The organism is Streptomyces sp. NPDC055400, from assembly GCF_053644375.1.
In genome coordinates this window covers 668,126-688,448 of sequence record NZ_JBSHLM010000001.1, presented here as the reverse complement: position 1 = coordinate 688,448, position 20,323 = coordinate 668,126, and the positions used below count along the sequence as shown (strand labels likewise).

Below are 20,323 nucleotides of genomic sequence, written 5' to 3'. Positions count from 1 at the left end.
TTGAGGTGGCAAATGCTTACGAACTAGTTGTTCTGTCCGGAGTATTGGGCTGCTGAACAGTAGAAACGGTCCGAGGGAGGAGAGATTTTCGCGAGACACCGTGTCGGGCGGTCCCTGCGTGCCTGGTGTTGTAGCGGGAATAGGGCCTGGTGCCGTCCAAGGCCTCCCCACATCTCATCGACGTCCAGACAGGCGCCCATCTTGGTAGGCCGAGGCGATCATCCCGCTCTCGGCCGGGTCGGCGAGCTGTGTCAGGGCGTGGACTGCGGCATCCATACGGTCTGGGGAGTCCATCCCGGCGACCCAGGTCACCATCTGCTGTTCCAGCTTCGGCCACTCACCGACATGGTGGACGCGGTCCTGCTCGTAGAGCTGGGCGATCGGTTCCGCGCGCAGTCGTTTGCCGTGCTTGGCGGTCACGGACAGCACGGCGGGCAGGAGCATGTTCTCGGTGCGCTTCTCACGCACGAGTTCCTGCCAGGCCTGGTTGAGGATCTGGCGGCTCATGTCCCCGCCGTAGTTGGACTCGATGACGATGGCGTCGGCGCGGAGTTCGATGGCGAGCAGGCAGGTCTCACGACCCCACGCGTCGGCGCCGCGGTTGCCGGAGCGATCGTCCAGGACGTAGAGGTGTCCGTCACGGTCGCGGGCCGCGGCGACGATGCCAGTCTCGTCACCGACGGCGGACTCGCCACCAGCAGGGTCGACGGCGACGACGATCCGAGTGAGGTCGATGCCGCGGAACTGAGCCGCACTGACGCGGTTATTGGTGATCCAGGGCCACTGCCAGACGCCGCCGTCCTGCGGTCGTGGCTGCTGCATGTAGAGGCTCCACCAGACACGCTCGCCGACGGAGCGGCGGATCTCGGCGAGAGCGTCGGTGTCGTACCGCTCGGGCCACAGAGCCGAACCGACCGGGCGGCCGAGCGCGTCATCCTCGGACAGGGCCAGGGCTGGCAGGTCGATGACCGTCCACCGGTCGCCCTCGTCTGCCAGGACCCGGCCGGCGAGGTCATCCTCATCCCAGCGAGTTTGGATCAAGATGACCGAGCCGCCAGGCTCGATGCGGGTCAACAGAACGGCCTGCCACCACTCCCACAGCCGCTTGCGCATCGTCGGGGAGGACGCTTCAGCGGCGTCCTTGATCGGATCGTCTACAACGGCCAGGTGTGCGCCCTTGCCGGTGAGCCCTCCACCGACACCAGCCATGACCGCGCCGCCCTCGGTGCCGGCCAGATCGAAGCGGTTTGCTGCGGAGGAGCCAGCTCGGAGGCTGATGCCGATCTGCGGTCCGTAGTTGAGGATTGCATCCCTGATCCACCGGCCGTGATCATCAGCAAGATCCGATGAGTACGAGGCGATCATCACCCGATGCTCCGGACGGCGCCGGAGATACCAGAGCGGAGCCCAGCGGGCAGCCCGGCGGCTCTTGCCGTGCCGCGGCGGCATCGTCAGCAACAGCTTCGTGGGCTTACCCGCAGCGACCTGCTCGAACGCTGCGTCGATCTTCGCCAGGTGCGGAGCCTGCATCTCCCGGCCGTCAGTCAGAACCGATGCCATAGCACCGGGCGATCGGTCCATCGCCAGATCGCGCTCAATGCATGCGAGTTGGGCGCGCAGTTCGGGGGTGGAGGCTGCGGCTATCTCACGGCGGCGCTGCGCGGGAAGCGACCGATAGAGCTGAAGGACCGCGGCCTCGTCAGCCCTGGCCACCCTCGCCCGCATCGTCGCTGGCAAGGTTGATCAGCCGCTCCAACTCCTGCAGGCCCGCGGTTTCCACCTGGACGGCAGCCCCGTCCGGGCCGGACAGCTCTGTGCGGGCGGGCCGATCCAGGCCGAGGAGACGGCTGCTGCGCTCGATGATCCGCACGGCTCGGTCGACGGCCTGGTAGTCGCCGTTGCGGATCGCGGCACGATAGACGCCGAAGAAGAGTCGCTCGAGTCGCTCCACCATGAGTTGCCGCAGCTCATCGGCATTGGTGTCCAGGGCGGTGGTGCGCTCGACGAGTGCCTTGGAGACGTCCTTGCAGGCGAGTTCGATCAGCCGCTTGTCGGTGGGAGGTTCCTGGCCGCGCTTGTACTTGTCGATGCCGTACCCCTGCGGATACGCGAAACCATCCGTGTTGACAGCCGGATCGGCGGCCAGCTTCCGGCCAATGGTCAGCCAGTCGACGCCGGCGAGCTTCAGATCAATCGCGTCGGCACGGCGCTGGGTGATGGCAGCCCGGGTGGCGCGGTTGGGGCGGCCCATGAAACAACTCCCTGGGCCCCGCGCCTACTGTCCATGATCCCTGACTCAGCTGCGAACCGCGCTGGCCTGCCGGTTCACAAGACCACAATCGCGCCTGCCCTGGCCATCAGCGGCGCCGGGTCTCCACTTCGATTAGCGACGGAAGCCAGTCGCGCGATGCCCAGGATGGGCCGAAGTACGCCAGGCCCCCACCCGTAGGTGCGCTTACCACCTGGAGCGCCACCGGTCAGGTGCACCTGGAGTACGACGACACCGTCTTGGTGCGCGTGCCATGTACGAATGGTCGCCCACCTCCACGCGGCGTCGACCCAGATGCATGCCGTTGGCTCGTGCCCGTCCGATTACACATCGGTTCGTACGCCGATGGCCTCGTGTGAGGTACAAGGCGAGGCCTCGACGGGGCGATGGCGGGGTGATGAGTAGGCGCCTCCCGGAGAACGCATGTTCGATAGTGATGGGTGGCACTCGTCTAAGGACCTCCTAACGGAAGGTTGCGACCACTGGGGCGCCTACGGTGGGCACGTCCCTTCGTGTTCTCTCTCGAAATCAGGAGTTGCCGGATGCCCGCCGCGATGTCGATCGAAGGGGAACTGACACGCCTTGTCCCCGTTGGGGAGGAGGATCTTGACCTGCTGGCGGGCTGGTTCGCCAGTGCCGCCTTCGTTGAGCACTGGGGAGGCACGCCACTGGCCCGAGATGAGGTAGCTGCCAAGTACGTGGGGCGCCTTCGGCCACAGGTTGAGTCGTTCCTTGTGCTGGCTGGCAGCGGACCCGTGGGGTACGCGCAGTACTCGTGCGCAGGCGGGAAAGACGGGGGCATTGACGTCCTCCTCATTCCTGAGGCGCGCGGCCAGGGCTTCGGCCCCGATGTGGCCGGCGCGCTGATGGCCTACCTGCTTCAGGGGCGAGGTTGATCGCGAGGCACGGTCTGTGGCGCGTGAGCGACCCGTATGCGCATCGTCGGTGGAGAGTCTGACCGAAGCCGACGGGCGGGGCCGCTGGTCTCTTCGGCGACCCCGGGTCGAATCGGGAGATCACCCGAGCGTCAACTGCTCCGGTCGGCCCTCGCCGGACGCCCTGACGTCCAGGGTCTATGCGCTGCCCTCCGCAATGCGAGGGAACAGCGGGCTGGCAGGAGGGAGGCTCCCATTGATCTCTGCGCACTGCTCGGCGATCCGGGAGGCGGTATCTGGGAGGAATGGCAGCAACTGGTCGCCCAGTACGCGGCATGCCTGAACGAGGGCGGCGAGGACCGTGTCGAGATGTTCCCCGGCCGCAAGATCCCCGCCCTGCTCGGCCTTGGACAACTCCCAAGGGCGGGTGTTGTCGATACAGCGGTTGGCCTCCTCCACGATCCTCCAAACCGCGGCTGCGGCCCGGCGGAAGTCAAAGTCGGACAGGGCCGCATCGATATGGGCCGGGACGTCGCGGGCGGCGGTGGTCAAAGGATCGGTGGCCGGAGCGTTGACACGGGCCAGGGGTACGTGGCCCTGCCGGTAGCGGTGGATCATGGTTACGACCCGGTTGACGAGGTTGCCGAAGCCGCCCGCCAGGTCGGCGTTGGCGCGGGCGATGAGCCGCTCCCGGGTGAAGTCGGCGTCACCGACTCGGGGGACTTCCCGCAGGAGCCACCAGCGCACCGCGTCCGTGTCGAACTCGTCGACGAGATCTGCAGGGTCGACGGTGCTGCCGCTGGACTTGCTGATCTTGCGTCCGTCGACGGTGAGGTAGTCGTGGACCAGGATGTCGGTGGGCAGCGGCAGCCCCGCGGAGAGGAGCATGGCCGGCCAGTACACGGCGTGGAAGCGCACCACCCCCTTGCCGACGAGGTGGATGCGCCGCTCGCTCTGTACCCACCACCGTTGGTAGGCCTCGTCGCTTTCGCCGTATCCGAGGCTGGTGACGTAGTTGCCGAGCGCGTCCCACCACACGTAGACGACCTGGCCTGGATCGCCCGGTACAGGGATGCCCCAGCCGCGGGCTCGGGTGTGGGAACGGGAGATAGAGAAGTCGTGCAGCCCGCTGGCGATGAGAGCGAGGACTTCGTTGCGCCGAGCAGCTGGTTCGATCCGCAGGGTTCCGATGGAGATCAGTTCGTGCAGGGTGTTGGCGTAGCGGGACAGCCGGAAGAACCAGTTTTCCTCGGCGACCAGTTGGGGTTCGGTGCCGTGCTCGCTACAGCGGCCGTCGACGAGGTCGGCAGGGGTGTAGAACTGCTCGCAGCCCACGCAGTACCGGCCTTCGTAGTGCTTGCGGTACAGGTCACCGGACTCGGCGCACCGGCGCCACAGCCGCTCCACGCCGATGCGATGGCGCGGGTCGCGGCTGGTGCGGATGAAATCGTCGAACGAGAGCGCCAACGGTTCCCGCAGTGCGGCGAACGCCTCGGCGTTGCGGTCGACGAGGGTCTGGACGTTGATGCCTTCGGCCTCGGCGGCCAGGACGTTCTTGAGAGAGTTGTCGTCGGTTCCGCTGAGGAACCGAACATCATCGCCGCGGTGGCGGCGGTGACGGGCAAGGACGTCGGCCTGCACCAGTTCCAGGGCAAAGCCCAAGTGGGGGCGGGCGTTGACGTACGGGATCGTCGTGGTGATGTATTGCCGTGGTGCGGTCATCGGAACCTCCAGTTGCGAGGCGGAGCTCCGAGTCTGTAAACAGGTCGAGGCCCCGTCTCGGGGCCTCGGAAACGCGCGTCCGGTATCAGCAGCCCCGCTGGCGGGGCATCATCTCGATTCGGGACGAAGGCGCGATCATGCGGTGAATGCTAGCAGCGGCGCCTACCCTTGCGGCGGGATTTTTGCCGAGCGGCGGTGTTCGCCTGTCGCTCATTCACGAGCCAGGCAGACGTCCCCGCGCACCGCGGGCCGCAGCCGTAATGCGCAGGACAAGCAGGTACTCGGCAGCGTTGCCTGCACGGTTGTGGTCCTCTGCTATCGATCTTTGGCGATCATGGACATTTCGGGGTTCAGGTGGCCGTAGAATCCCTCGTATGGCACAGAAGGTAATTACGACATATGTGGATGACTTGACCGGCGAGGAGTCGTCGGATATCTCTACGCACAGCATTCTCATTGACGGGGCTGGCGTGGAGATCGACCTCGTAGATGAGAACTACGAGAAGCTCCTTGAGGTCTTGAACCCGTACCTCCAGGCTGGCGGCGCCCGCAGGATTCGAGGCGGAGCAAAGCCCACGGGGAAGGCCAAGGCGGCGACGGGCAGCAAGGAAGACTCGTCGGCTATCCGGGCTTGGGCCAAGGAGAACGGCTACGAAGTCAGCGATCGCGGTCGCGTACCGGCCTCAGTCCGCGAGGCGTACGCGAAAACTCACTGACACGAGCGAGGAGCTGGGTTCTCCAATATTGAAGCCCAGCTCCACCGCCATCGAGCCTTTAAAGCGACCGACGCCTACGCCGGGCCACCTCGCCAACAGCCCGCCCCAAACGGACTGCCAGCCCCTAAGGGCAATTCCTCGACCAACGCGATGGGACGCGGCTGCCCTCGGCAGAGGGCAGCCGCAGGCGTCAGTCCAAGGTCAGTTGCTCTGCCGCACCCGTGGAGTCCTCAAGATGCGGAGGTGACGCGTTAGGGATCTCGCGGTTCTGGCGCAACCACCATGCGAACTGCCAGTTCCGGCAGGTCCGGTGCCGTTTGGAACTTCGACTCGGTGCATCTGGAGGGACTGAGTGCTCGCCCCAGCCGAGGAGGGGGCGAGCGTTGGTCAGTTGCACCCCGAGGCCAGGTGCGAGGGTGTCGCCCTCCCAGGTTTCGCCGGGTGCGTGCTCGAATGCCAAGTGTGCGTTGCGGGACCAGTCCCAGGGGATGGGTAGCGCACACAAATACCAGGCGACTGGCGGATTCGCTGCGGAGAGGTGAAGCGTCTGCCTGCGTTGATGGGTGTTGATGTACGGGCGGTCGCATTCTCCGAATGTCTTGAGGCAGTGCTGTGTCAGGTTGAGTTCACGGATGCCGGCCAGCCACATGATGCGGTAGCTGGCCCGTGCTTCGATATCTATGCGAACCCGGCTCGGGTCCGCCCCCAATTCCATCCTTTACCCCTCCAAATTGGAATTCCTATCCTCGATCAATTCTAGCAGAATTGCCGAAAGTTCATTGTGTTTATTGTGTCGGAATTCGTTGGGATAGGGCATATTGAATTCTTCCGAAAATGCCTGCCGGTATTCATCCAGAGGTAGAGCTCGGGGGCGTCGGCATACGGCCTTGACAGTGGCCCTGGTGGTGTCGCTGATCTGCACGTCCTCGAAGTACCGAGACAGCAGGCCGAGGAGGGACTCGGGGGTGTGGTAGCGGATGCGCTGCCACTTGCCGCGCACGAACCGCATGTCGACGTTCTCGCTGTCGAGGAAGGATAGCCGGGTGGAGTCGCGGCTGATGGAGTGCTCGGAGTTCTCGTACGCCAACTCCCGCTCCAAGTTGCGGGTCCCGATGCAGACTTTCCCGTCGGCGGCGCAGAGCGCGTTGACGGTGGTGAGAACCCAGTGCTGGTAGTCGAGGGACGTGGTGGCGTTGATGACGGAGTCGAGGACCACAACCTCGTAGAGCCCGTTCTCCTTCAACTCGCGTTCGATGCTGCGGATCTGGCCGACGATCGTGCGGATGTCGACGGCGTACTTGCCCTTCAGGGTGCGATACGGCTCGTAGTCATGGATCTTGTAGCCCTTGCCGCGAAGGTGCCGTGCGTAGTCACCGTGCCCGGCACCGAAGTCCACCACCCGGTCCGAGGTCGTCAGCCACGGCAGTACGAGGCGCTCCCACACCTCGGACTTGTAGCGGACCTTGTCCGCCTTCGCCTTCGAGGAGTGCTCGCGTAGCCGGTTCGGCTGCACGATGTGCTGGTTCCACACCGGCGCCTGCTCTTCGAGGCCAGTCCAGTCATACACGCCGTACTCGCCAGTAAGGTCCTCCACGAGCTGGCCGGCATCGAAAGAGGCACAGGTCCAGGCGAGGATGTCGAAGCGTTGAGTCTTCGCGACGGCCGCGTACTCCGCGTTCAGGACGATGCGGCCCTGATCGTCGATGACCACCGAGCCCCACGGCCCGTGGGCTGCGGTCATGAAGCCGATCGCCTGCTGGAAGGGAAGGTTACTCGACTCCTCAACTTCGATGGTCTGCCAAGGAATCCAGCACCACTGACCGATCGGTCCCGGCTCCGCGTACACGACGGACGAGTCGGTCTCGACGCGGTTGTGCAGGAGGTTGAACTTGATCTCGTCCTGGAGGCGGACCTTCTGCGGCAGGATCATCGCGGGCGTAGTGGTCTGCCCGATCGCCTTCAAGCCCTTGGTCCTCTGGTGACCTGCGACCAGGGTCCCGTCCGCGTTGAGGATCACAGGCTTCACGACGCCGTGACGGCGCAGTGAGCCTTGCAGCCGTACGAACGACTCTTCCGAGAGGCGCCGCGGGTTGTAGTCCGCCGGCCGCAGCTTGGCCAGTGGGTACGCAGGCTCGAACCGTACGTCGAGGGAGTTCACGCGGCCGCTCCCTCTTCGGCGCGGTGCTCGTCGTTGAGGACGTGCCAGCCGAAGCCCATGTCGGAGTCGTGGTCGTCGACGAACCGCTTGTAGAGCGCGTCGAGCAGTTCCACCTCGGCCTGCGTGATGCGGACGCGGGTGGAGGACCACTGCATGTACCCCCACTGCAGATAGTCCACCGTTGCCGCCGCCCCAGTATCTGCGCCGTCGGAGGTCAGCTCGATCGGCGCGGGCAGCGCAGTCTCATCCAGCAGCTCATCGAGCTGGTCCTGGCCGTAGCCGGTGCCCTGAAGGTCGGGGAGTTTCGTGAGGATGTCCGCGAGGAGCACGCTGTCGTACCCGGCAAGGTCACTGGTGCGGTTGTCGACGATGACGATCTTCGCCGCGGCTTCGTCGTCGACATCGAGCCAGGTGACCGCGATGTCGGTCCAGCCGAGCTGCTTCGCGGCCTTGAAGGTGTGGTTGCCGGCGAGGATCTCGTTCGGACGCCCGGTCTGGCTGCCGCGATTGACGACGATCGGCCGGTACTGGCCGTTGACGGCCAGCGACTCGGTGATGGAGTCGAGATCGCCTGTGCGCGGGTTGCGGTGGTACGGGGCCAGTTCGTCGACCGGGACGGCCAGCTCCGAGAGCGAGGCCGGAATGCGGGGGGCGGCAGAGGGCACGGGTCTCCAGCCCCACGCCCACCACTGAGCCTAGGTGATCACCCGCGACGCCCTGCCAGACTGATCGCGGAGCGATGGGACTGAACCGGGGAGGACGTATGGATCTCGCTGCGAAGCGCGCAGCTCTGTGCCAAGGCACGCTGCTCGTTGCGGAGGCCGCCGAAGACGCGTACAGGATGAGGGGCCTTGATCGCTTCCTGAGACCATGGATACGCGACAGGCTCGACTCTCTCCGCCAACTGCTCGACAGTTGTGACACACAGCGTCAGCTCGCTGAGGACACGCGTGCACTCGCCAGTGCGGCAGCCGAGTACTCCGAGCTGCGAAACCAACTCTTCTCGGATCTTCACCACACGCGCCCCGAGCCCCCTTGGCGGACCCTACGACGCAAGGACATCGCGATACGCGTCCAGTCCAGCGTGCTGCATCGGCAACCCACCTTCGTACTTCGCCGACTTGATGCTGGCGCAAACGTCCCCGGGGCCGAGACCTGGGACTTCACCGTGCTCATGAACCCATCCGACCCCGCAGACCAGGGCGCATCGTTCGTCGTCATGGCAGACAGCCAGAAAAGGAACGGCAGCATCACAGTCCAGGTGGCAAAGGAGTTGGAGAGCGAGCGGCCGTGGTACCAGCAACTCGAGTACGGCTTCTACGCCCTCGGTGCCACACCGTTCCTCACAGCGATCTACGACCCCGACCGGCACCGGCGGCAACCCCCGGACGGGCTGCTCGGAGATTCCGCCCTGTGACTGTGGGCCGCGCCAATTCCCCGTCGCTACCGCTGAACAAGCCACCAGCGCACGAACCCTTCGCCGTTCGCGTTGCGGCCTAGAGGCCTGATGATCCGGCAGAACCCTGAAGTAGCCCGGCAGTAGATCCACGGATCTGCATGATCGGCTTGTCCTGACCGCTGACGTTCGGTAGCGTCTTCGACATCAAAGTGGGCCCCACCGTGCCGTGCACGGTGGGGCCCTTTTGTGTCTCCTCATACCCGAGGGGACTCGAGTGTCGCGCCGCCGCCTTCAGGGTTTCCGAGGCCGGGAAGGCTGTGGCGTGCTCAAAGATGGGACAACTCGTGGCCACCAACCATGGCACAACCAAAGGCGAGCAGTCACCCCCGGACCCGGGGCTGCAGATCAACTTCGGCCCCGGCCTGGAGGTCAAGTACGGGCGACGCACCCTGCTGTCGGTGTACGCCTCACCTGTGATCTTCATGAGCGGATCCGTCTTGGCGGGTATCGCTGGGTGGAACTTCTGGCCGACCCTGTAGGCCTCTGATGCGGGTGTGGGGATGGCCGCGCGATGGCCGTCCCCACACCCGCGTCCGGCGGGTTGGTACTGGGCCGGCAGCTATTCCTCGGCCAGTGCGGCGAGATGGTCGCGGAAACTCGAGGTCAACCCGTCCAGCACTCGCTTGCCCTTCTCCGCGGTGGCAAGAGAGGGGTATCCGATGACACCCGTCTCCGTGTACTTGCTCAGGCCGTGCATGAGGAGGAAGCGGCGGGCACCACTGTCGTGATCCGCATGCTCGTAGCCGGGGCGAACAAGGTCCGGCTGGGGGGTGCAAGAGGACAGATGTCCTCGATCATCGCGATCAAGGTCTTCGCGCTGATACTCGCGGTCGCAGGCCATGCAGCGTGTTCGGGTCAGCACCCGCACCGCGGCGCGCATCCTGGCCGCGGCCCGCGAACACCCGGAGCCCTGATGCCAGCCGCCTGCCCCCGCTGCACCGGCCCGCTCGAAGACCGCCCCGCCCCCTCGCGCCTAACCCAGGCCAAGGACCGCGTCATCTGCAGCGCCTGCGGCGTCGACGAGGCCATACATGACGCCCAAGGCCTTGCGCCCATCCCGCCCGGCGAATGGCCCCTGAACGCCCGTTGAACAGCGCAGAGAAGCCCACGACCGCCACTGAACCCTACCGATCACACCGAGCCGGGATCTCCTGAAAGGAGGTCAGACAGCACGAATATACGGGATGCTCAAGATCACTGACCGGAGGGAGTGACACCCATGGGTGACCACGGCGAGGAGAGGGCCGACGAACTGCGCCAGCAGTGGCACACGTTGACGACGTTGGGCGACGAGGTCCCCGGCAGTGGCCTCGCCATACCGGTGCACAGCTGCGCACCGCCCCGTGGTGATTTCGTCGGGTCGTATGAGGACCACTTCTCTGCTGGCGTCGGGAGCCAGGGTTGGCCGTTCGTGGCGGCGATGTACTCGGAAGTGCCGCGTGATCTCCGACGAGAACGGGAGCCGCTGATCGAGTGACCCTCACCGCCGGGACGGGGTGTCCGGGGCCGCGCACGCAAGCGCGGCCGATAGCGTGTGGGGGCGGGCCCTGGGGTCGCCTCCCTGACAAGACGCGATCAGGGGGCCCGCTCCTGACGGTGACTTGCCCGTCACGACTCCGCTGCAGTGGACTGCAACGCGTCCAGAACCTGGGAGTGAACGCGGCCGTTGGTGTAGATGGCCGCGCGCGTTGTGAGGCTGCGACCGCCGTCCAGATCGCTGAACATCCCTCCCGCCTCCTCGACGATTGGAACGGCGGCGGCGATGTCCCAGGGGTCGGCGGCCATGTGGAAGAAGGCGTCTACCACTCCGGCGGCAACCAGCATGGCCCCGTGGCAGGCATCGGCCCAGTCCGACAGCGGGCCGCCGTTCGCGCTGAGCTCGACCAGGTGCCGACCTGCTGCGGCGCGCTGTGGCGGCACCCACGAGGCGAGCGGCCAGATGGCGGTTGTCGTCCTGTCGAGTGTCGCGATCGAGCTGACGGCCAACGGTTCACGAGGCCCCCAGTCTTCACCGGCGGCTGAACTGGTCCACGCCCCGGCTGAGCGACTCGCCCACCAGCGTCGCCGAAGCGCCGGCGCGGAGATCATGCCGGTGACCACCTCGCCGTTCGTTTCGACCGCGAGGAGAGTGCTCCACTGGGGGCGGCCAGCCGAGAAGTTGGCTGTTCCATCGATCGGATCGAGGATCCAACGCCGTGATGCGGTCCCGTGGCTGCCGAGTTCCTCGCCGATGACGAGGTCGCCGGGCCGGTTGCCCCGGAGCTGGTCACGGAGGGCCTGCTCGACCTCGCGATCGGCCTGGGTGACCGGACTGCCGTCGGCTTTGGTCTGCGTTGGCACGGCGCCGGCGGCGAAGTACTTCGCGGAGATGCCGTCGGCTGTGTCAGCCAGTTGCTGGATGAGTTCAAGATCCTCGATCGCGGTCATGGACACGAGAGTGTAGGGAGCTCTGGCGAAGGCTGGAGGCCAGTTGTCAGGATAGTTCAGCCGTCATTTCGCTGTCTCGGAGAGGGATTCCTGGGTGGCCTGGAAGCGATAGGACTCGGTGCCGGTCTGGATGAGCGTGCAGCGAAAGGTGATCCGGCGCGCTGGCCGGCCAGGTCCAGCCAGAAGTCCGCGAAGTCGACCTCCGCTTCCTCGCCGGGACGTTTCGCCTGCGGGACCACGCCCTCCAGATGCCGGCGGCCCTCCAGGGCCTCCGCCTTGATCTGGGGGCGCCGCTTCGCGACGTAGTCGTAGACGGTGGTGGGGCGAGCCAGCCCGAAGTCGTGCTTGGCGGCCAGACGCTCCATGATCCGCGGGATCGTGTGCTTCTGCTTCGGCGGCGCGTCCAGGTCCTCGCGCCGCATCGCGTCGATGGAGCCCTTCACCGGCTCCAGCACGCTCGTCCGCGGTGCTGGCCGGCGACGATGCTCTGCCGGTCAGCCTGCTGCACGACGGAGTCCCTTCGTGCGCGATCACCACGCTCGACGGCATGGCCGTCGTGGGCGCCGCATCGCAGGCACACCTTCCGTAGCACTGTCATGTGCGTTGTCCGCACCCGTAGGGGAAGGGAGCGGTCACGACTGGTCTTCGGGCTCCTGCTCGGCGGGTGCGCCGACGTAACGGGCGTAGACGTCGGCGCCGTCTCTGGTGCTGCGTGTCTGGGCCTCGTACGCCCCCGCAGGGCGGAACGCGGCGTGCTTGCCGGTACGGATGCGGTGGCCTTGGTTGGTAGCCCGGTTGAGGTTGGGATGGCCGTCGACGTGCGCCCACTCGCCTGGCCGCCCGCGCAGAGCTTCCGCGGTGTCGTACGCCTCTTGGCTGCGGCGCTGGGCGGGCAGGGCTTCGAAGCGGGCGTGCATCAACAGGCTCCGGTGCTCAGGCTGGCGGTCTCGGCGAGGTGACGGATCTGAACAGCGGTGCGCCACTGGTCGTCTGCGAGGTGGTCGCAGAGGACGTTGGCCAGGTGGGCGATCTCGTCCAAAGCGTCCGTGTCCGTGGGCGCGCTCTGGACGCGGGCCGACGGGGCGGGTGCGGTGCGTGCAGGTTCGGCTGCGCGATCAGAGGCGTTCACGAGGATCTTCTTCGATGAGGTCAGCGGTTGTTGCAGCGGCAGGTGTTGGTGATGACGTTGAACCAGCTGTCGCAGGAGTTGCACCACATGGAGCCGGGGGCAGGCGGGACGTCGGAGTGGCGGTTGGTGCGGTCGAGCACGGGAAGTCGTGTGTCCTGTCAGAAGTTATCGGGAAGGTGGGCGCGGGGTCCGTCGGGGGCGAGGATCTGAACGATCGCTGCGAGGTCTCTGGGCCGCCAGAGGGCCGCTTCGTACCCGCAGTCGGCGAGGTGGCGCAGCCATTCGCGCTGGGCGGTTCGTATGCGCCCGGTGTCGGACTTGAACTCGACGAACAGAGTCCGCTTGGCCTTGGGGTGGCCGTAGACCTCGTCGGGCCATCCGGCGTCAGACCTATGCGAGTTGTGCGTGTGGTAGGCGAGGGTCCAGCCGCGCAGGGCGGCGAGATGGCGTACGTGCCGGCGGAACTGTTCCTCGGTCACGCGATCCTCCGGCGCGGCCTGGGAGCGATGGCCTCCTCGAGGGCGGCCCTGTGCGCGGCGGCTTCGGGGTCCGGCATCCCTATTGGCTGAGGGTGTGTGGGTGTGGGGCGACGGTGCCGTTCCTTGAGGAGTTCCGGCAGCGGGTGCCGGGTCTGTTCCTGGAGGAGTTCGCTCATCGGCCGTCCGTATCGCTCGGCGATGAGGGCTTCGTAGAGGTCGTCGTCGCATCCGGTTGTTCCAGCAGGCATCTGGGTCTCCATGGGTGGGCCGGGACTCGCAGTGGGGTGCGGGTCCCGGCCCAGGGGGTGGCTCGTATCTGACGAGCCGTTCCGGGCGGGCGGGGCGCGGGGGGTCGCTGCCCGTCCGGAAGTCGGGTGGTGGTCGGGCCGTGCCTGGGCTCGACAACGATCACGAACCTAGCACGACTTTTTATCGCGACCTATTTAAGATCGGGTGTGTGCTCAGTCGACGATAGCGAGCTCGTCGTCGTAGTACGGCAGGGCCTTCAGTGCGCCGTCCCAGCGAACCATGTTGAGTTCCTCGCCGGTGAGCGGGTCGGCGGCATGGTTGACCACCTGCCCGAACAGTCGGAGCTTGCCCTCGGGGACAGGCTTGACGGGGGTGACGGCGGTGCGCATTGCGAGGCTCATCAGCGTGTCTCCTTGCTGGTCAGAGGGTGCTTGCGGAGGCGAGGGCGTCCAGGCCGCGGCCCCATTCGGCAGCGACGGGCTCATCGAAAGAGCAGCCTGCGCCGGTGTCCTCGAAGTCGGTGGCGCGCCAGTCCTCGGGGGTGCCGGCAGCGGGTCGCTCGAAGTGCTGGATGCCGCCGCTGGGCAGGGTGATGGCCAGACGGGTTGCCCCGGGTGGTGCTGCCGACTGCGTGGCGCGCGTTCCTGTGGTCAGCGCCTCGTGGGCGAGGGAATCTCCGAGATTCACAATCTGGCTCCTTATTAGTTGGGACCTATCTGGGGTTAATGGAGTGAGGCGTACCCGTCGCAGGTCGGGCAGGTGTCGCCTGTTCCGGGCTGCGTGCCGTCGGCGCAGTGCGGGCAGGGGAGGCGGCGACCGAAGCCGTGACAGTGATCGCATTCCCGCTCCCGCTCGTACGGGCCGTGACAGTAGGTCATCACCCCTGATCCTTCGCACTCGTTGCACTCGGGGGCGGTGGCGCCGAGGACTTCGTAGGCGTCCACTGCGGTCGGGGTGGTGAACACGATGCTCCTCGCTGCTTATGGCCGGGGCCTTCCCACCCTCAACCCTTATAGGTGAATTCTACTCTTCACTGTAGCGGTGTCCAGCTCCCCGAAGTGACCTCGATCACGGCCGACTTGCCCGGCACGACGTCAGCCTGGCGCGGCAGACAACCGGCAGGCCATGATGTCCGGCCATGGACTTGGAACGCCGACCCGCGGGGCCACAGGACGCGGAAGCCCTGCTCCAACTACAGCTCGCCTTGGACCAGGAGTCGCAGTACATGCTCCTCGAACCCGGCGAGCGCGAGCCCGACGCGGAACGGCTTCGCACCCGGCTGACCGACAATGCGAACCCGTCCTACACCCTGATCGCGTTCAACAACGGCGCAGCAGCCGGATACGTAGACGTCGGGATCGCTCCGTACGCCCGCGCCCGCGCAACAGGACATCTGGTCATCGGCGTTGCTGCCCCGCACGCAGGCCAGGGAATCGGGATCGGCGCTGATCACCGCCGCCCGCGACCAAGCCCGGATCCGGAGGCTGCGCCGACTGGAACTGCCCGTCATGGAGCGCAACCGCCGTGCTCTCAACCTACTTGAAGTGTGGCTACCAGATCGAAGGCCTGCGGAGAAACGCCCTCACAGTCGATGGCGAGCCGGTCAACGAGTACTACATGGGGCTTCTGCTCGACCCCACCTGATGTGGGGCCCGGACTGCGCAGTGAACAGAGCCTCTTGGAACTCCAGCGCCACCTGCGGGATCCCAACTTCATCGCCAATTATGCGAAGGAGCCCTGTCGCGCCGCCCGGGGTGCGTATCGGCTCATCGAGCCGCCTGAGCGGGGAGCTGCGGATCCTTCTCAGCCGGAACTGGCCGCCATTCAGAGGATTGGTGGGCGGCCCAACCGGGTCATTCGCCACACCGTGCGCCACTTCATGGGCTTGCGTGCGCGCGGCGTCCCCAAGCCCTCAAGGAAGCCGCCCCACCATGCCGTCAGGCCGCTCAAGGGCCGGATCCGCGCCACGGTGAGGAAGATCCACACGCCGAGGTACACCGGGATCAGGGGGTCGGCAGCCGCCGGCGGGCGAGCCACACCCGGTTCCTGGCCTTCGCCAGCATTGCCTGCACCCTCATCTGCTACCGCAGACTAGCCCCGAGACAAGGGAACTTCGCCAAGTGAGTTCTGCATCGAATGACGAACTGATCGCCGCCGCCCAGGCCGTGCTGAATCCGCACAGGGTAGGTGATCGGCTGTTCGGCGACGTGGGCGCCACCTTGGTCACGACCGCTGGCCGTACGTACTCAGGCGTGTGCATCGACACCGGATCGGGTACCGGCTTCTGCGCTGAGCACGCTGCCATCGCCGCCATGGTCACCGCACGCGAGTACCGGATTGCGAAGGTGGTCGCCGTATGGCGAAGCCCCGAGGGCGCCTTGCACGTTCTCCCTCCATGCGGCCGCTGTCGAGAGTTCATACGCCAGATCGATCCGACCAGCCTGGACACGGAAGTGATCCTGGGCCGCGCCAAAACGGCACGACTGCGTGATCTGCTGCCTGCCAACGACTGGCCCGATCCCCTGGACTGACGTTCACCGAGCCCCGCCCTGATCGCCAAATTGAGATGATCTCTAAAAGAGTCCACCCTGGCTGTCGACGTCGCTCAGATTGGTGGTCTGCTCCCGGTAAGACGGCGGAGTGGGAGCCGGTTCGCCGAACAGAGCTGTGGTGCCGAACCGATCGGGAATGGCCGGGATCCGTACCTGGCCTGCTGGTACCGGCAGTTGGTTGGGGGCCGCTCCATCGAAGTCGGCACGGCGCATGGCCGTCCAATCCTTGCTGGCCTCGGTACTCACTGCGTCGACTCGGTGGCCGGGGCTGACAGAGTGTCCGGCTGCCGTGTTCCGCTGGCTTCGAGGACCGCGTCTGCCCAGTCGAGGACGAGAGCGGAACCGGCCCGGCGTGCGACCTCTCCCGGCTGGTGTCCGTCCTCGAGGGCTTTCAAGTAGCGGGCAGCGGTGACGTCCAGGGATTCGAGGACGTGAAGGCGTTCATGAGGCGGTCGATGTCCACGCCGTGCGTGTGGTTGAGGGCCTTGGCGGCGAAGGCGACGATCATGCCGACGTCCTTGCCGAGCTGCTCGGCCTGGGCGGGGGTGAGGGGCGCGGTGTAGCGCATGACGGAGCTGTCTCCTGGGGGTGTGGCGAAGGGATGGAGGGGCCGGTCGGTGCGTCCGGGCCCTGCGTGGATCGGGTGCGTGGGCGGGACTCGCCCGCGCACCCGGCAACTGCGGCTGTCAGACCGCGACGGGCTCGCGCTCCGCGTCGTCCGTCTGCTCGACGTTGCTGTCCGCCTCGGCCTCCGGGTTGACCGTCACCAGCGCCTTGGCCTCGGCGTGCGCCTTGGCCTGCTTGAGCTGGAAGCGCGCCTTGGTCAGCGATTCGGCGACCCGGTCGAGCTGCTCCAGCCGTGCCCCGACCTGCGTGTCGAGCGTCTCGGCGAGCTTCATCGGCTCGGTGCGGGCAATCTCGTCGAGCAGCCCACGGACCTGCTCGATCTTGTCGAGCGTCGTGCGGGTCTTCTTCTGTGCAGCGGCGCGCTCGGTGCGCTGCTCCTCCGTCATCTCCTCGACGATCAACAGCACGGCCTGGTCCTGCTGCTGCTTCATCGCGTAGGCAAAGTGCACGATCTCATTGTCCGAGGCGAACTCGCCGCGCACGAACTTAGAGAGGACGGAGCCCTGGTTGGCGAGGTTGAGCGCGGCTATCTGCACGGCTGCCTGCGTGCCGATCTTACCGTCCTGCACGAGCTCCTGGACTTCGATGCGCAGGTCGAGGAGGGCGAGGCGCAGCTTGACGTAGGTGGTGGTCTTGGCGAAGTCGGCGGCCACGGACTCGATGGTCGCGCCCTCCTCCTCGTCGAGGATCCGCTGGTAGCCGTGAGCTTCCTCGAACGGCGTCATGTCCTCGCGGGTGACGTTCTCCGACATGGACCGCTTGAACCGCTGGAGTTCGCTCTTCTCCGAGGTGATGGTGACGCGGATCTTGGTGCGGCCGAGGATCTGGTGGGCGCGCCAGCGGCGCTCGCCGGCGACGATCTCGTAGCCGCCCTGCTCGTTGTCGGCGCGGACCTCGATGGCCTGCATGAGGCCGTACGTGTCGATGGACTGGGCCAGTTCGTTCAGCGCGTCCTGGTCGAAGTACTCGCGCGGCTGGCGCGGGTTGCGGTGGACCTGGGACATCTTCACGACGCGCTGCACTGGGACTCCAAGAGGTAGTTGGTGTGGTTTCCTGCCCTCACCTTGTAAGTTAATTCTACTCTTTAAGGAGAGGGTGTCCATTCCCCGCATACCTCCCGGGAAGTGACCTCGACCACGCACCTGTTGTGGTTCCTGAGCTGCGAAAACGCCTGTGGGCGCCGGGGAGTTACCCGGCGCCCACAGGCGCGACTCGTCTTCTACTGCGTGAGCGGCCGGCCGCCCCCGTCCGCCCGCTCACGCCACCGCCGGACCTCAATCGGCGCACCCGCTGTAACCGCGGTGTGGCAGTCCTGGCGGATCGGGCAGACCGCGCAGACCCGCACGGCGTCCTCGGCTGCGATCAACGCCCCACCCTCGCTCGTCGTCAGCGGCTGAACCGCACACAGGCCCTGGCTCCACAAGACCGGCCGAGCAGCCCGGTCCGGTTCGTAGTGCAGGCCGCTGAGTATGCGGACGATCTCAACATCGTTGTTCTGGTCAGTGCCCGTTCCTTTCGGACTGGGCAGTTTCGCGAGCGCCACGATGCGCTGCGCATCAATCACTTCGGCCCCCTCGTAACGTCAGGACCGGTCCCGTGTCCGGTCCTGCACGATGGCGGCTGCCCCATGCGGCGCAGCCGCCAGCCCCCAAGGCCCGGTGCCTCCCTCAGCCGTATCCGACGGCTCGCTGCCCGGGTGCCCGGAGCCGGCAGGGGTCAGTGGCCCATGCCCACTCCGCCGTCGACGGGCAGGACCGCGCCGGTGATGTACGACGCCGCGTCGCTGGCGAGGAAGCGCACGGCAGCCGCGATGTCTTCGGGGCGTGCAGCCTTCCCGAGCGGGATCTGGGCCAGGAGCGCCTTGGTTCGGTCTTCGGTGAGGGCCGCGGTCATGTCGGTGGAGGTGAGGCCCGGTGCGACGACATTGGAGGTGATGCCGCGCGAGCCGAGTTCACGCGCCAGGGAGCGGGAGAACCCGATCAACCCGGCCTTGGATGCGGAGTAGTTGGACTGCCCCGCCTCGCCGAGCATCGCGACGGCCGAGGAGATGAAGATCAGGCGGCCGGAGCGAGCGCGCAGCATGGCGCGGCTGGCGCGCTTGGCGACGCGGAACGCGGCAGTGAGGTTGGTGTCGATGACGTCGGTGAAGTCTTCCGCCGACATGCGTAGCAGCAGCCCGTCTCGGGTGATCCCGGCGTTCGCCACCAGGACCTCGACCGGACCGTGCTCGGCCTCGATCCGCTTGAACGCGATCTCGACCTGCTCGGGGTCGGTGATGTCGCATTGCACGGCCAGCAGCCCGTGCCTGGCAGGAGGTTCGCCGGACCTGTAGGTGATGGCGACCCTGTCCCCGTCCTCCGTCATGGCCTTGGCTATCTCGAAACCGATGCCTCGGTTACCGCCGGTGATGAAGACGCTGCGGCTCATAGGGGGTGTCACCTCTTGGGACTCGTCGGAGCAGGGCCGCCCGTGGGTGCGGCGGGTCACGCCGAACCATTGGACGAGTTGTCTAGAACATTCCGTTAGGAGCGCGTTAAGACCCCTTTACTTTGCACCGAGTGGTCAGTTTCCTCGGTCACTGCGGCATGGCTCGAACTGGCCGCAACCCCCAGTTGCGCCACCCGCACTGATGCTGCGCCCCCAACGTGACCGCGTATGTCCGTATATGCGCATGTTTCATGTGAGGTAAGCGACAGGTGGCGAAGTTCGCGATCTATCACGAAAGCGTTAGGGTCCCCTAAGTCTTTCCTATACCTTTACCTGCCAAAGATTGAGGAATGCACGGATGTCGGCAGCTCTGCCCCCGCTCGGCCAGCTCCTGAAGATGTGGCGCGCCCAGCGCGACCCCAACCAGGTACCGGGCTTCACCGCACGGTTCGGCCCCAGGGTCAAACTCGGGATCAAGCAGGTCGAGTTCGCCCAGCTCACCGGAGTCTCCACGACCTGGGTCCGCGATCTCGAACACGGCAGGGCCACAAACCCGTCAGCGGAGTGGCTGCAGCGCATCGTGCGCATACTCGACCTCGATCCCGCCCAGCGCCACACCCTCTTCGTGTACGCCACAAACCAGGAACCCCCGCTGTTCTACCGGCCGGACGCCTCGAACCTGGACCCCTCCACGGCCGCCCTCATTCGCATCCAGCCGTGGCCGGCCTACATATCCGACTTCGCCTGGGACGTCCTCCTCTACAACGCGGCAAGCGAACGCGACTGGCCGTGGATGAAGCACGGCGTCAACGTCATGATCTGGGCTCTCGCCTTCCCCGAAGCCCGCCTCCAGCTCATCAACTGGGAAGAAGACTGGGCCAAACCGATGGCTTCACAGCTGCGTCTGAGAGCCCGTGCGCATCCGGACCACAAGCGCCTGGCCGAAGTCATTGCCGAGATCAAGGAGCGCGACAAGGTGGCGCGCAGGATCCTCGAAGAAGACCTGACCACCGTCACCCACCCCGACGGCGACCGACGCTGGATCTACCTGCCCGGCCACGGTGACGAAGAGTTTGAAGTCGTCTTCCGCGCCTACGCACCGCTCAGCGACTACAGCCAGCGGTTCATGTGCGTCGTCCCCGCAGACGAGGCCCACGCCCTGGCGACCTGACCGGAGCATCCGAGCGTCTGGCCGACCCCTCCAAGGCCGAGCCTGCGGTACCCCACAAACGAT

26 protein-coding genes and 1 pseudogene are annotated in these 20,323 nt (G+C 66.3%); 7 read left to right on the top strand and 20 right to left on the bottom strand.

Going from position 1 to position 20,323, the window contains the following annotated elements:
* Positions 1 to 174: 174 nt before the first annotated feature.
* The gene (locus ACWIGU_RS02980) at positions 175 to 1,713 is read right to left on the bottom strand and encodes a terminase large subunit domain-containing protein (RefSeq protein ID WP_454396747.1); all 1,539 of its coding nucleotides are present in this window, start codon (positions 1,711 to 1,713) and stop codon (positions 175 to 177) included.
* Positions 1,700 to 2,251, bottom strand: coding sequence for a hypothetical protein (locus ACWIGU_RS02975; protein WP_454396745.1), 552 nt, complete (start codon positions 2,249 to 2,251; stop codon positions 1,700 to 1,702). Before ACWIGU_RS02975 ends, ACWIGU_RS02980 begins: the two co-directional genes overlap by 14 nt.
* A gap of 560 nt (positions 2,252 to 2,811) precedes the next feature.
* Here ACWIGU_RS02975 and ACWIGU_RS02970 point away from each other — a divergent pair.
* A complete protein-coding gene (locus ACWIGU_RS02970; RefSeq protein WP_454396743.1) occupies positions 2,812 to 3,165 on the top strand; it encodes a GNAT family N-acetyltransferase in 354 nt (117 codons plus the stop codon).
* A gap of 177 nt (positions 3,166 to 3,342) precedes the next feature.
* Here ACWIGU_RS02970 and ACWIGU_RS02965 read toward each other — a convergent pair whose 3' ends face one another.
* Positions 3,343 to 4,866, bottom strand: coding sequence for a methionine--tRNA ligase (locus ACWIGU_RS02965; RefSeq protein WP_454396741.1), 1,524 nt, complete (start codon positions 4,864 to 4,866; stop codon positions 3,343 to 3,345).
* Between the two features lie 374 nt (positions 4,867 to 5,240).
* Here ACWIGU_RS02965 and ACWIGU_RS02960 point away from each other — a divergent pair, with 374 nt between their 5' ends.
* A complete protein-coding gene (locus ACWIGU_RS02960) occupies positions 5,241 to 5,582 on the top strand; it encodes a histone-like nucleoid-structuring protein Lsr2 (protein ID WP_454396739.1) in 342 nt (113 codons plus the stop codon).
* 718 nt (positions 5,583 to 6,300) lie between these two features.
* On the opposite strand, the gene ACWIGU_RS02955 is transcribed toward ACWIGU_RS02960, so the two are convergent.
* Positions 6,301 to 7,740, bottom strand: a complete 1,440-nt coding sequence (locus ACWIGU_RS02955) for a methyltransferase domain-containing protein (protein ID WP_454396737.1) — start codon at positions 7,738 to 7,740, stop codon at positions 6,301 to 6,303.
* Positions 7,737 to 8,405, bottom strand: coding sequence for a ParB/RepB/Spo0J family partition protein (locus ACWIGU_RS02950; RefSeq protein ID WP_454396735.1), 669 nt, complete (start codon positions 8,403 to 8,405; stop codon positions 7,737 to 7,739). The genes ACWIGU_RS02955 and ACWIGU_RS02950 overlap by 4 nt, the downstream gene beginning before the upstream one ends.
* 98 nt (positions 8,406 to 8,503) lie before the next feature.
* On the opposite strand from ACWIGU_RS02950, the gene ACWIGU_RS02945 reads away from it, so the two are divergent.
* Together ACWIGU_RS02945 and ACWIGU_RS02940 are read left to right on the top strand one after the other, a co-directional pair.
* Positions 8,504 to 9,157 carry a hypothetical protein gene (locus ACWIGU_RS02945; RefSeq protein ID WP_454396733.1) on the top strand — a complete coding sequence of 218 codons (654 nt, stop codon included), beginning with the start codon at positions 8,504 to 8,506 and terminating at the stop codon, positions 9,155 to 9,157.
* Positions 9,158 to 9,483: 326 nt separating this feature from the next.
* Complete coding sequence (locus ACWIGU_RS02940; RefSeq protein WP_454396731.1) at positions 9,484 to 9,678, top strand: hypothetical protein; 195 nt, start codon at positions 9,484 to 9,486, stop codon at positions 9,676 to 9,678.
* 80 nt (positions 9,679 to 9,758) lie between these two features.
* Here ACWIGU_RS02940 and ACWIGU_RS02935 read toward each other — a convergent pair whose 3' ends face one another.
* Entirely contained in the window at positions 9,759 to 10,067 is a 309-nt protein-coding gene (locus tag ACWIGU_RS02935; protein WP_454396729.1) for a hypothetical protein, read from the bottom strand.
* A 351-nt stretch (positions 10,068 to 10,418) separates the two neighbouring features.
* Between ACWIGU_RS02935 and ACWIGU_RS02930 the strand changes: the two genes are divergently transcribed.
* Positions 10,419 to 10,676, top strand: coding sequence for a hypothetical protein (locus ACWIGU_RS02930; protein WP_454396727.1), 258 nt, complete (start codon positions 10,419 to 10,421; stop codon positions 10,674 to 10,676).
* Positions 10,677 to 10,807: 131 nt separating this feature from the next.
* Here the strand turns inward: ACWIGU_RS02930 and ACWIGU_RS02925 are convergent, their stop codons facing one another.
* The 10 genes and pseudogenes from ACWIGU_RS02925 to ACWIGU_RS02880 all read right to left on the bottom strand — a co-directional run.
* Positions 10,808 to 11,626 (bottom strand): inositol monophosphatase family protein, encoded by an 819-nt coding sequence (locus ACWIGU_RS02925; protein ID WP_454396725.1) that lies wholly within the window; start codon positions 11,624 to 11,626, stop codon positions 10,808 to 10,810.
* Positions 11,627 to 11,682: 56 nt separating this feature from the next.
* On the bottom strand, positions 11,683 to 12,081 hold the full coding sequence (locus ACWIGU_RS02920; protein ID WP_454396723.1) for a hypothetical protein: 399 nt from the start codon (positions 12,079 to 12,081) through the stop codon (positions 11,683 to 11,685).
* Between the two features lie 177 nt (positions 12,082 to 12,258).
* Complete coding sequence (locus ACWIGU_RS02915; RefSeq protein ID WP_454396721.1) at positions 12,259 to 12,543, bottom strand: hypothetical protein; 285 nt, start codon at positions 12,541 to 12,543, stop codon at positions 12,259 to 12,261.
* Entirely contained in the window at positions 12,543 to 12,755 is a 213-nt protein-coding gene (locus ACWIGU_RS02910; protein WP_454396719.1) for a hypothetical protein, read from the bottom strand. Before ACWIGU_RS02910 ends, ACWIGU_RS02915 begins: the two co-directional genes overlap by 1 nt.
* Before the next feature lie 158 nt (positions 12,756 to 12,913).
* A complete protein-coding gene (locus ACWIGU_RS02905) occupies positions 12,914 to 13,234 on the bottom strand; it encodes a VRR-NUC domain-containing protein (RefSeq protein ID WP_454396717.1) in 321 nt (106 codons plus the stop codon).
* Complete coding sequence (locus ACWIGU_RS02900; RefSeq protein ID WP_454396716.1) at positions 13,231 to 13,482, bottom strand: hypothetical protein; 252 nt, start codon at positions 13,480 to 13,482, stop codon at positions 13,231 to 13,233. Before ACWIGU_RS02900 ends, ACWIGU_RS02905 begins: the two co-directional genes overlap by 4 nt.
* 213 nt (positions 13,483 to 13,695) lie before the next feature.
* On the bottom strand, positions 13,696 to 13,884 hold the full coding sequence (locus ACWIGU_RS02895; RefSeq protein ID WP_454396714.1) for a hypothetical protein: 189 nt from the start codon (positions 13,882 to 13,884) through the stop codon (positions 13,696 to 13,698).
* A gap of 19 nt (positions 13,885 to 13,903) precedes the next feature.
* Complete coding sequence (locus tag ACWIGU_RS02890) at positions 13,904 to 14,170, bottom strand: hypothetical protein (RefSeq protein ID WP_454396711.1); 267 nt, start codon at positions 14,168 to 14,170, stop codon at positions 13,904 to 13,906.
* A 505-nt stretch (positions 14,171 to 14,675) separates the two neighbouring features.
* Complete coding sequence (locus tag ACWIGU_RS02885; protein WP_454396709.1) at positions 14,676 to 14,993, bottom strand: hypothetical protein; 318 nt, start codon at positions 14,991 to 14,993, stop codon at positions 14,676 to 14,678.
* Positions 14,994 to 15,307: 314 nt separating this feature from the next.
* A pseudogene (locus ACWIGU_RS02880) lies at positions 15,308 to 15,534 on the bottom strand (glycosyltransferase family 2 protein); the annotation flags it as partial.
* A gap of 69 nt (positions 15,535 to 15,603) precedes the next feature.
* On the opposite strand from ACWIGU_RS02880, the gene ACWIGU_RS02875 reads away from it, so the two are divergent.
* Complete coding sequence (locus ACWIGU_RS02875; RefSeq protein WP_454396707.1) at positions 15,604 to 16,014, top strand: cytidine deaminase family protein; 411 nt, start codon at positions 15,604 to 15,606, stop codon at positions 16,012 to 16,014.
* Positions 16,015 to 16,426: 412 nt separating this feature from the next.
* Here the strand turns inward: ACWIGU_RS02875 and ACWIGU_RS02870 are convergent, their stop codons facing one another.
* The 4 genes from ACWIGU_RS02870 to fabG form a co-directional block, all read right to left on the bottom strand.
* Positions 16,427 to 16,603, bottom strand: coding sequence for a hypothetical protein (locus tag ACWIGU_RS02870; protein ID WP_454396705.1), 177 nt, complete (start codon positions 16,601 to 16,603; stop codon positions 16,427 to 16,429).
* A gap of 118 nt (positions 16,604 to 16,721) precedes the next feature.
* Complete coding sequence (locus ACWIGU_RS02865) at positions 16,722 to 17,684, bottom strand: ParB/RepB/Spo0J family partition protein (RefSeq protein ID WP_454396703.1); 963 nt, start codon at positions 17,682 to 17,684, stop codon at positions 16,722 to 16,724.
* Between the two features lie 197 nt (positions 17,685 to 17,881).
* Positions 17,882 to 18,226: a hypothetical protein gene (locus tag ACWIGU_RS02860; protein WP_454396701.1), complete on the bottom strand. Its 345-nt coding sequence runs from the start codon at positions 18,224 to 18,226 to the stop codon at positions 17,882 to 17,884.
* Positions 18,227 to 18,378: 152 nt separating this feature from the next.
* On the bottom strand, positions 18,379 to 19,089 hold the full coding sequence (fabG, locus tag ACWIGU_RS02855) for a 3-oxoacyl-ACP reductase FabG (protein WP_454396699.1): 711 nt from the start codon (positions 19,087 to 19,089) through the stop codon (positions 18,379 to 18,381).
* A gap of 358 nt (positions 19,090 to 19,447) precedes the next feature.
* Between fabG and ACWIGU_RS02850 the strand changes: the two genes are divergently transcribed.
* On the top strand, positions 19,448 to 20,260 hold the full coding sequence (locus ACWIGU_RS02850; protein ID WP_454396697.1) for an MmyB family transcriptional regulator: 813 nt from the start codon (positions 19,448 to 19,450) through the stop codon (positions 20,258 to 20,260).
* Positions 20,261 to 20,323: the final 63 nt, after the last annotated feature.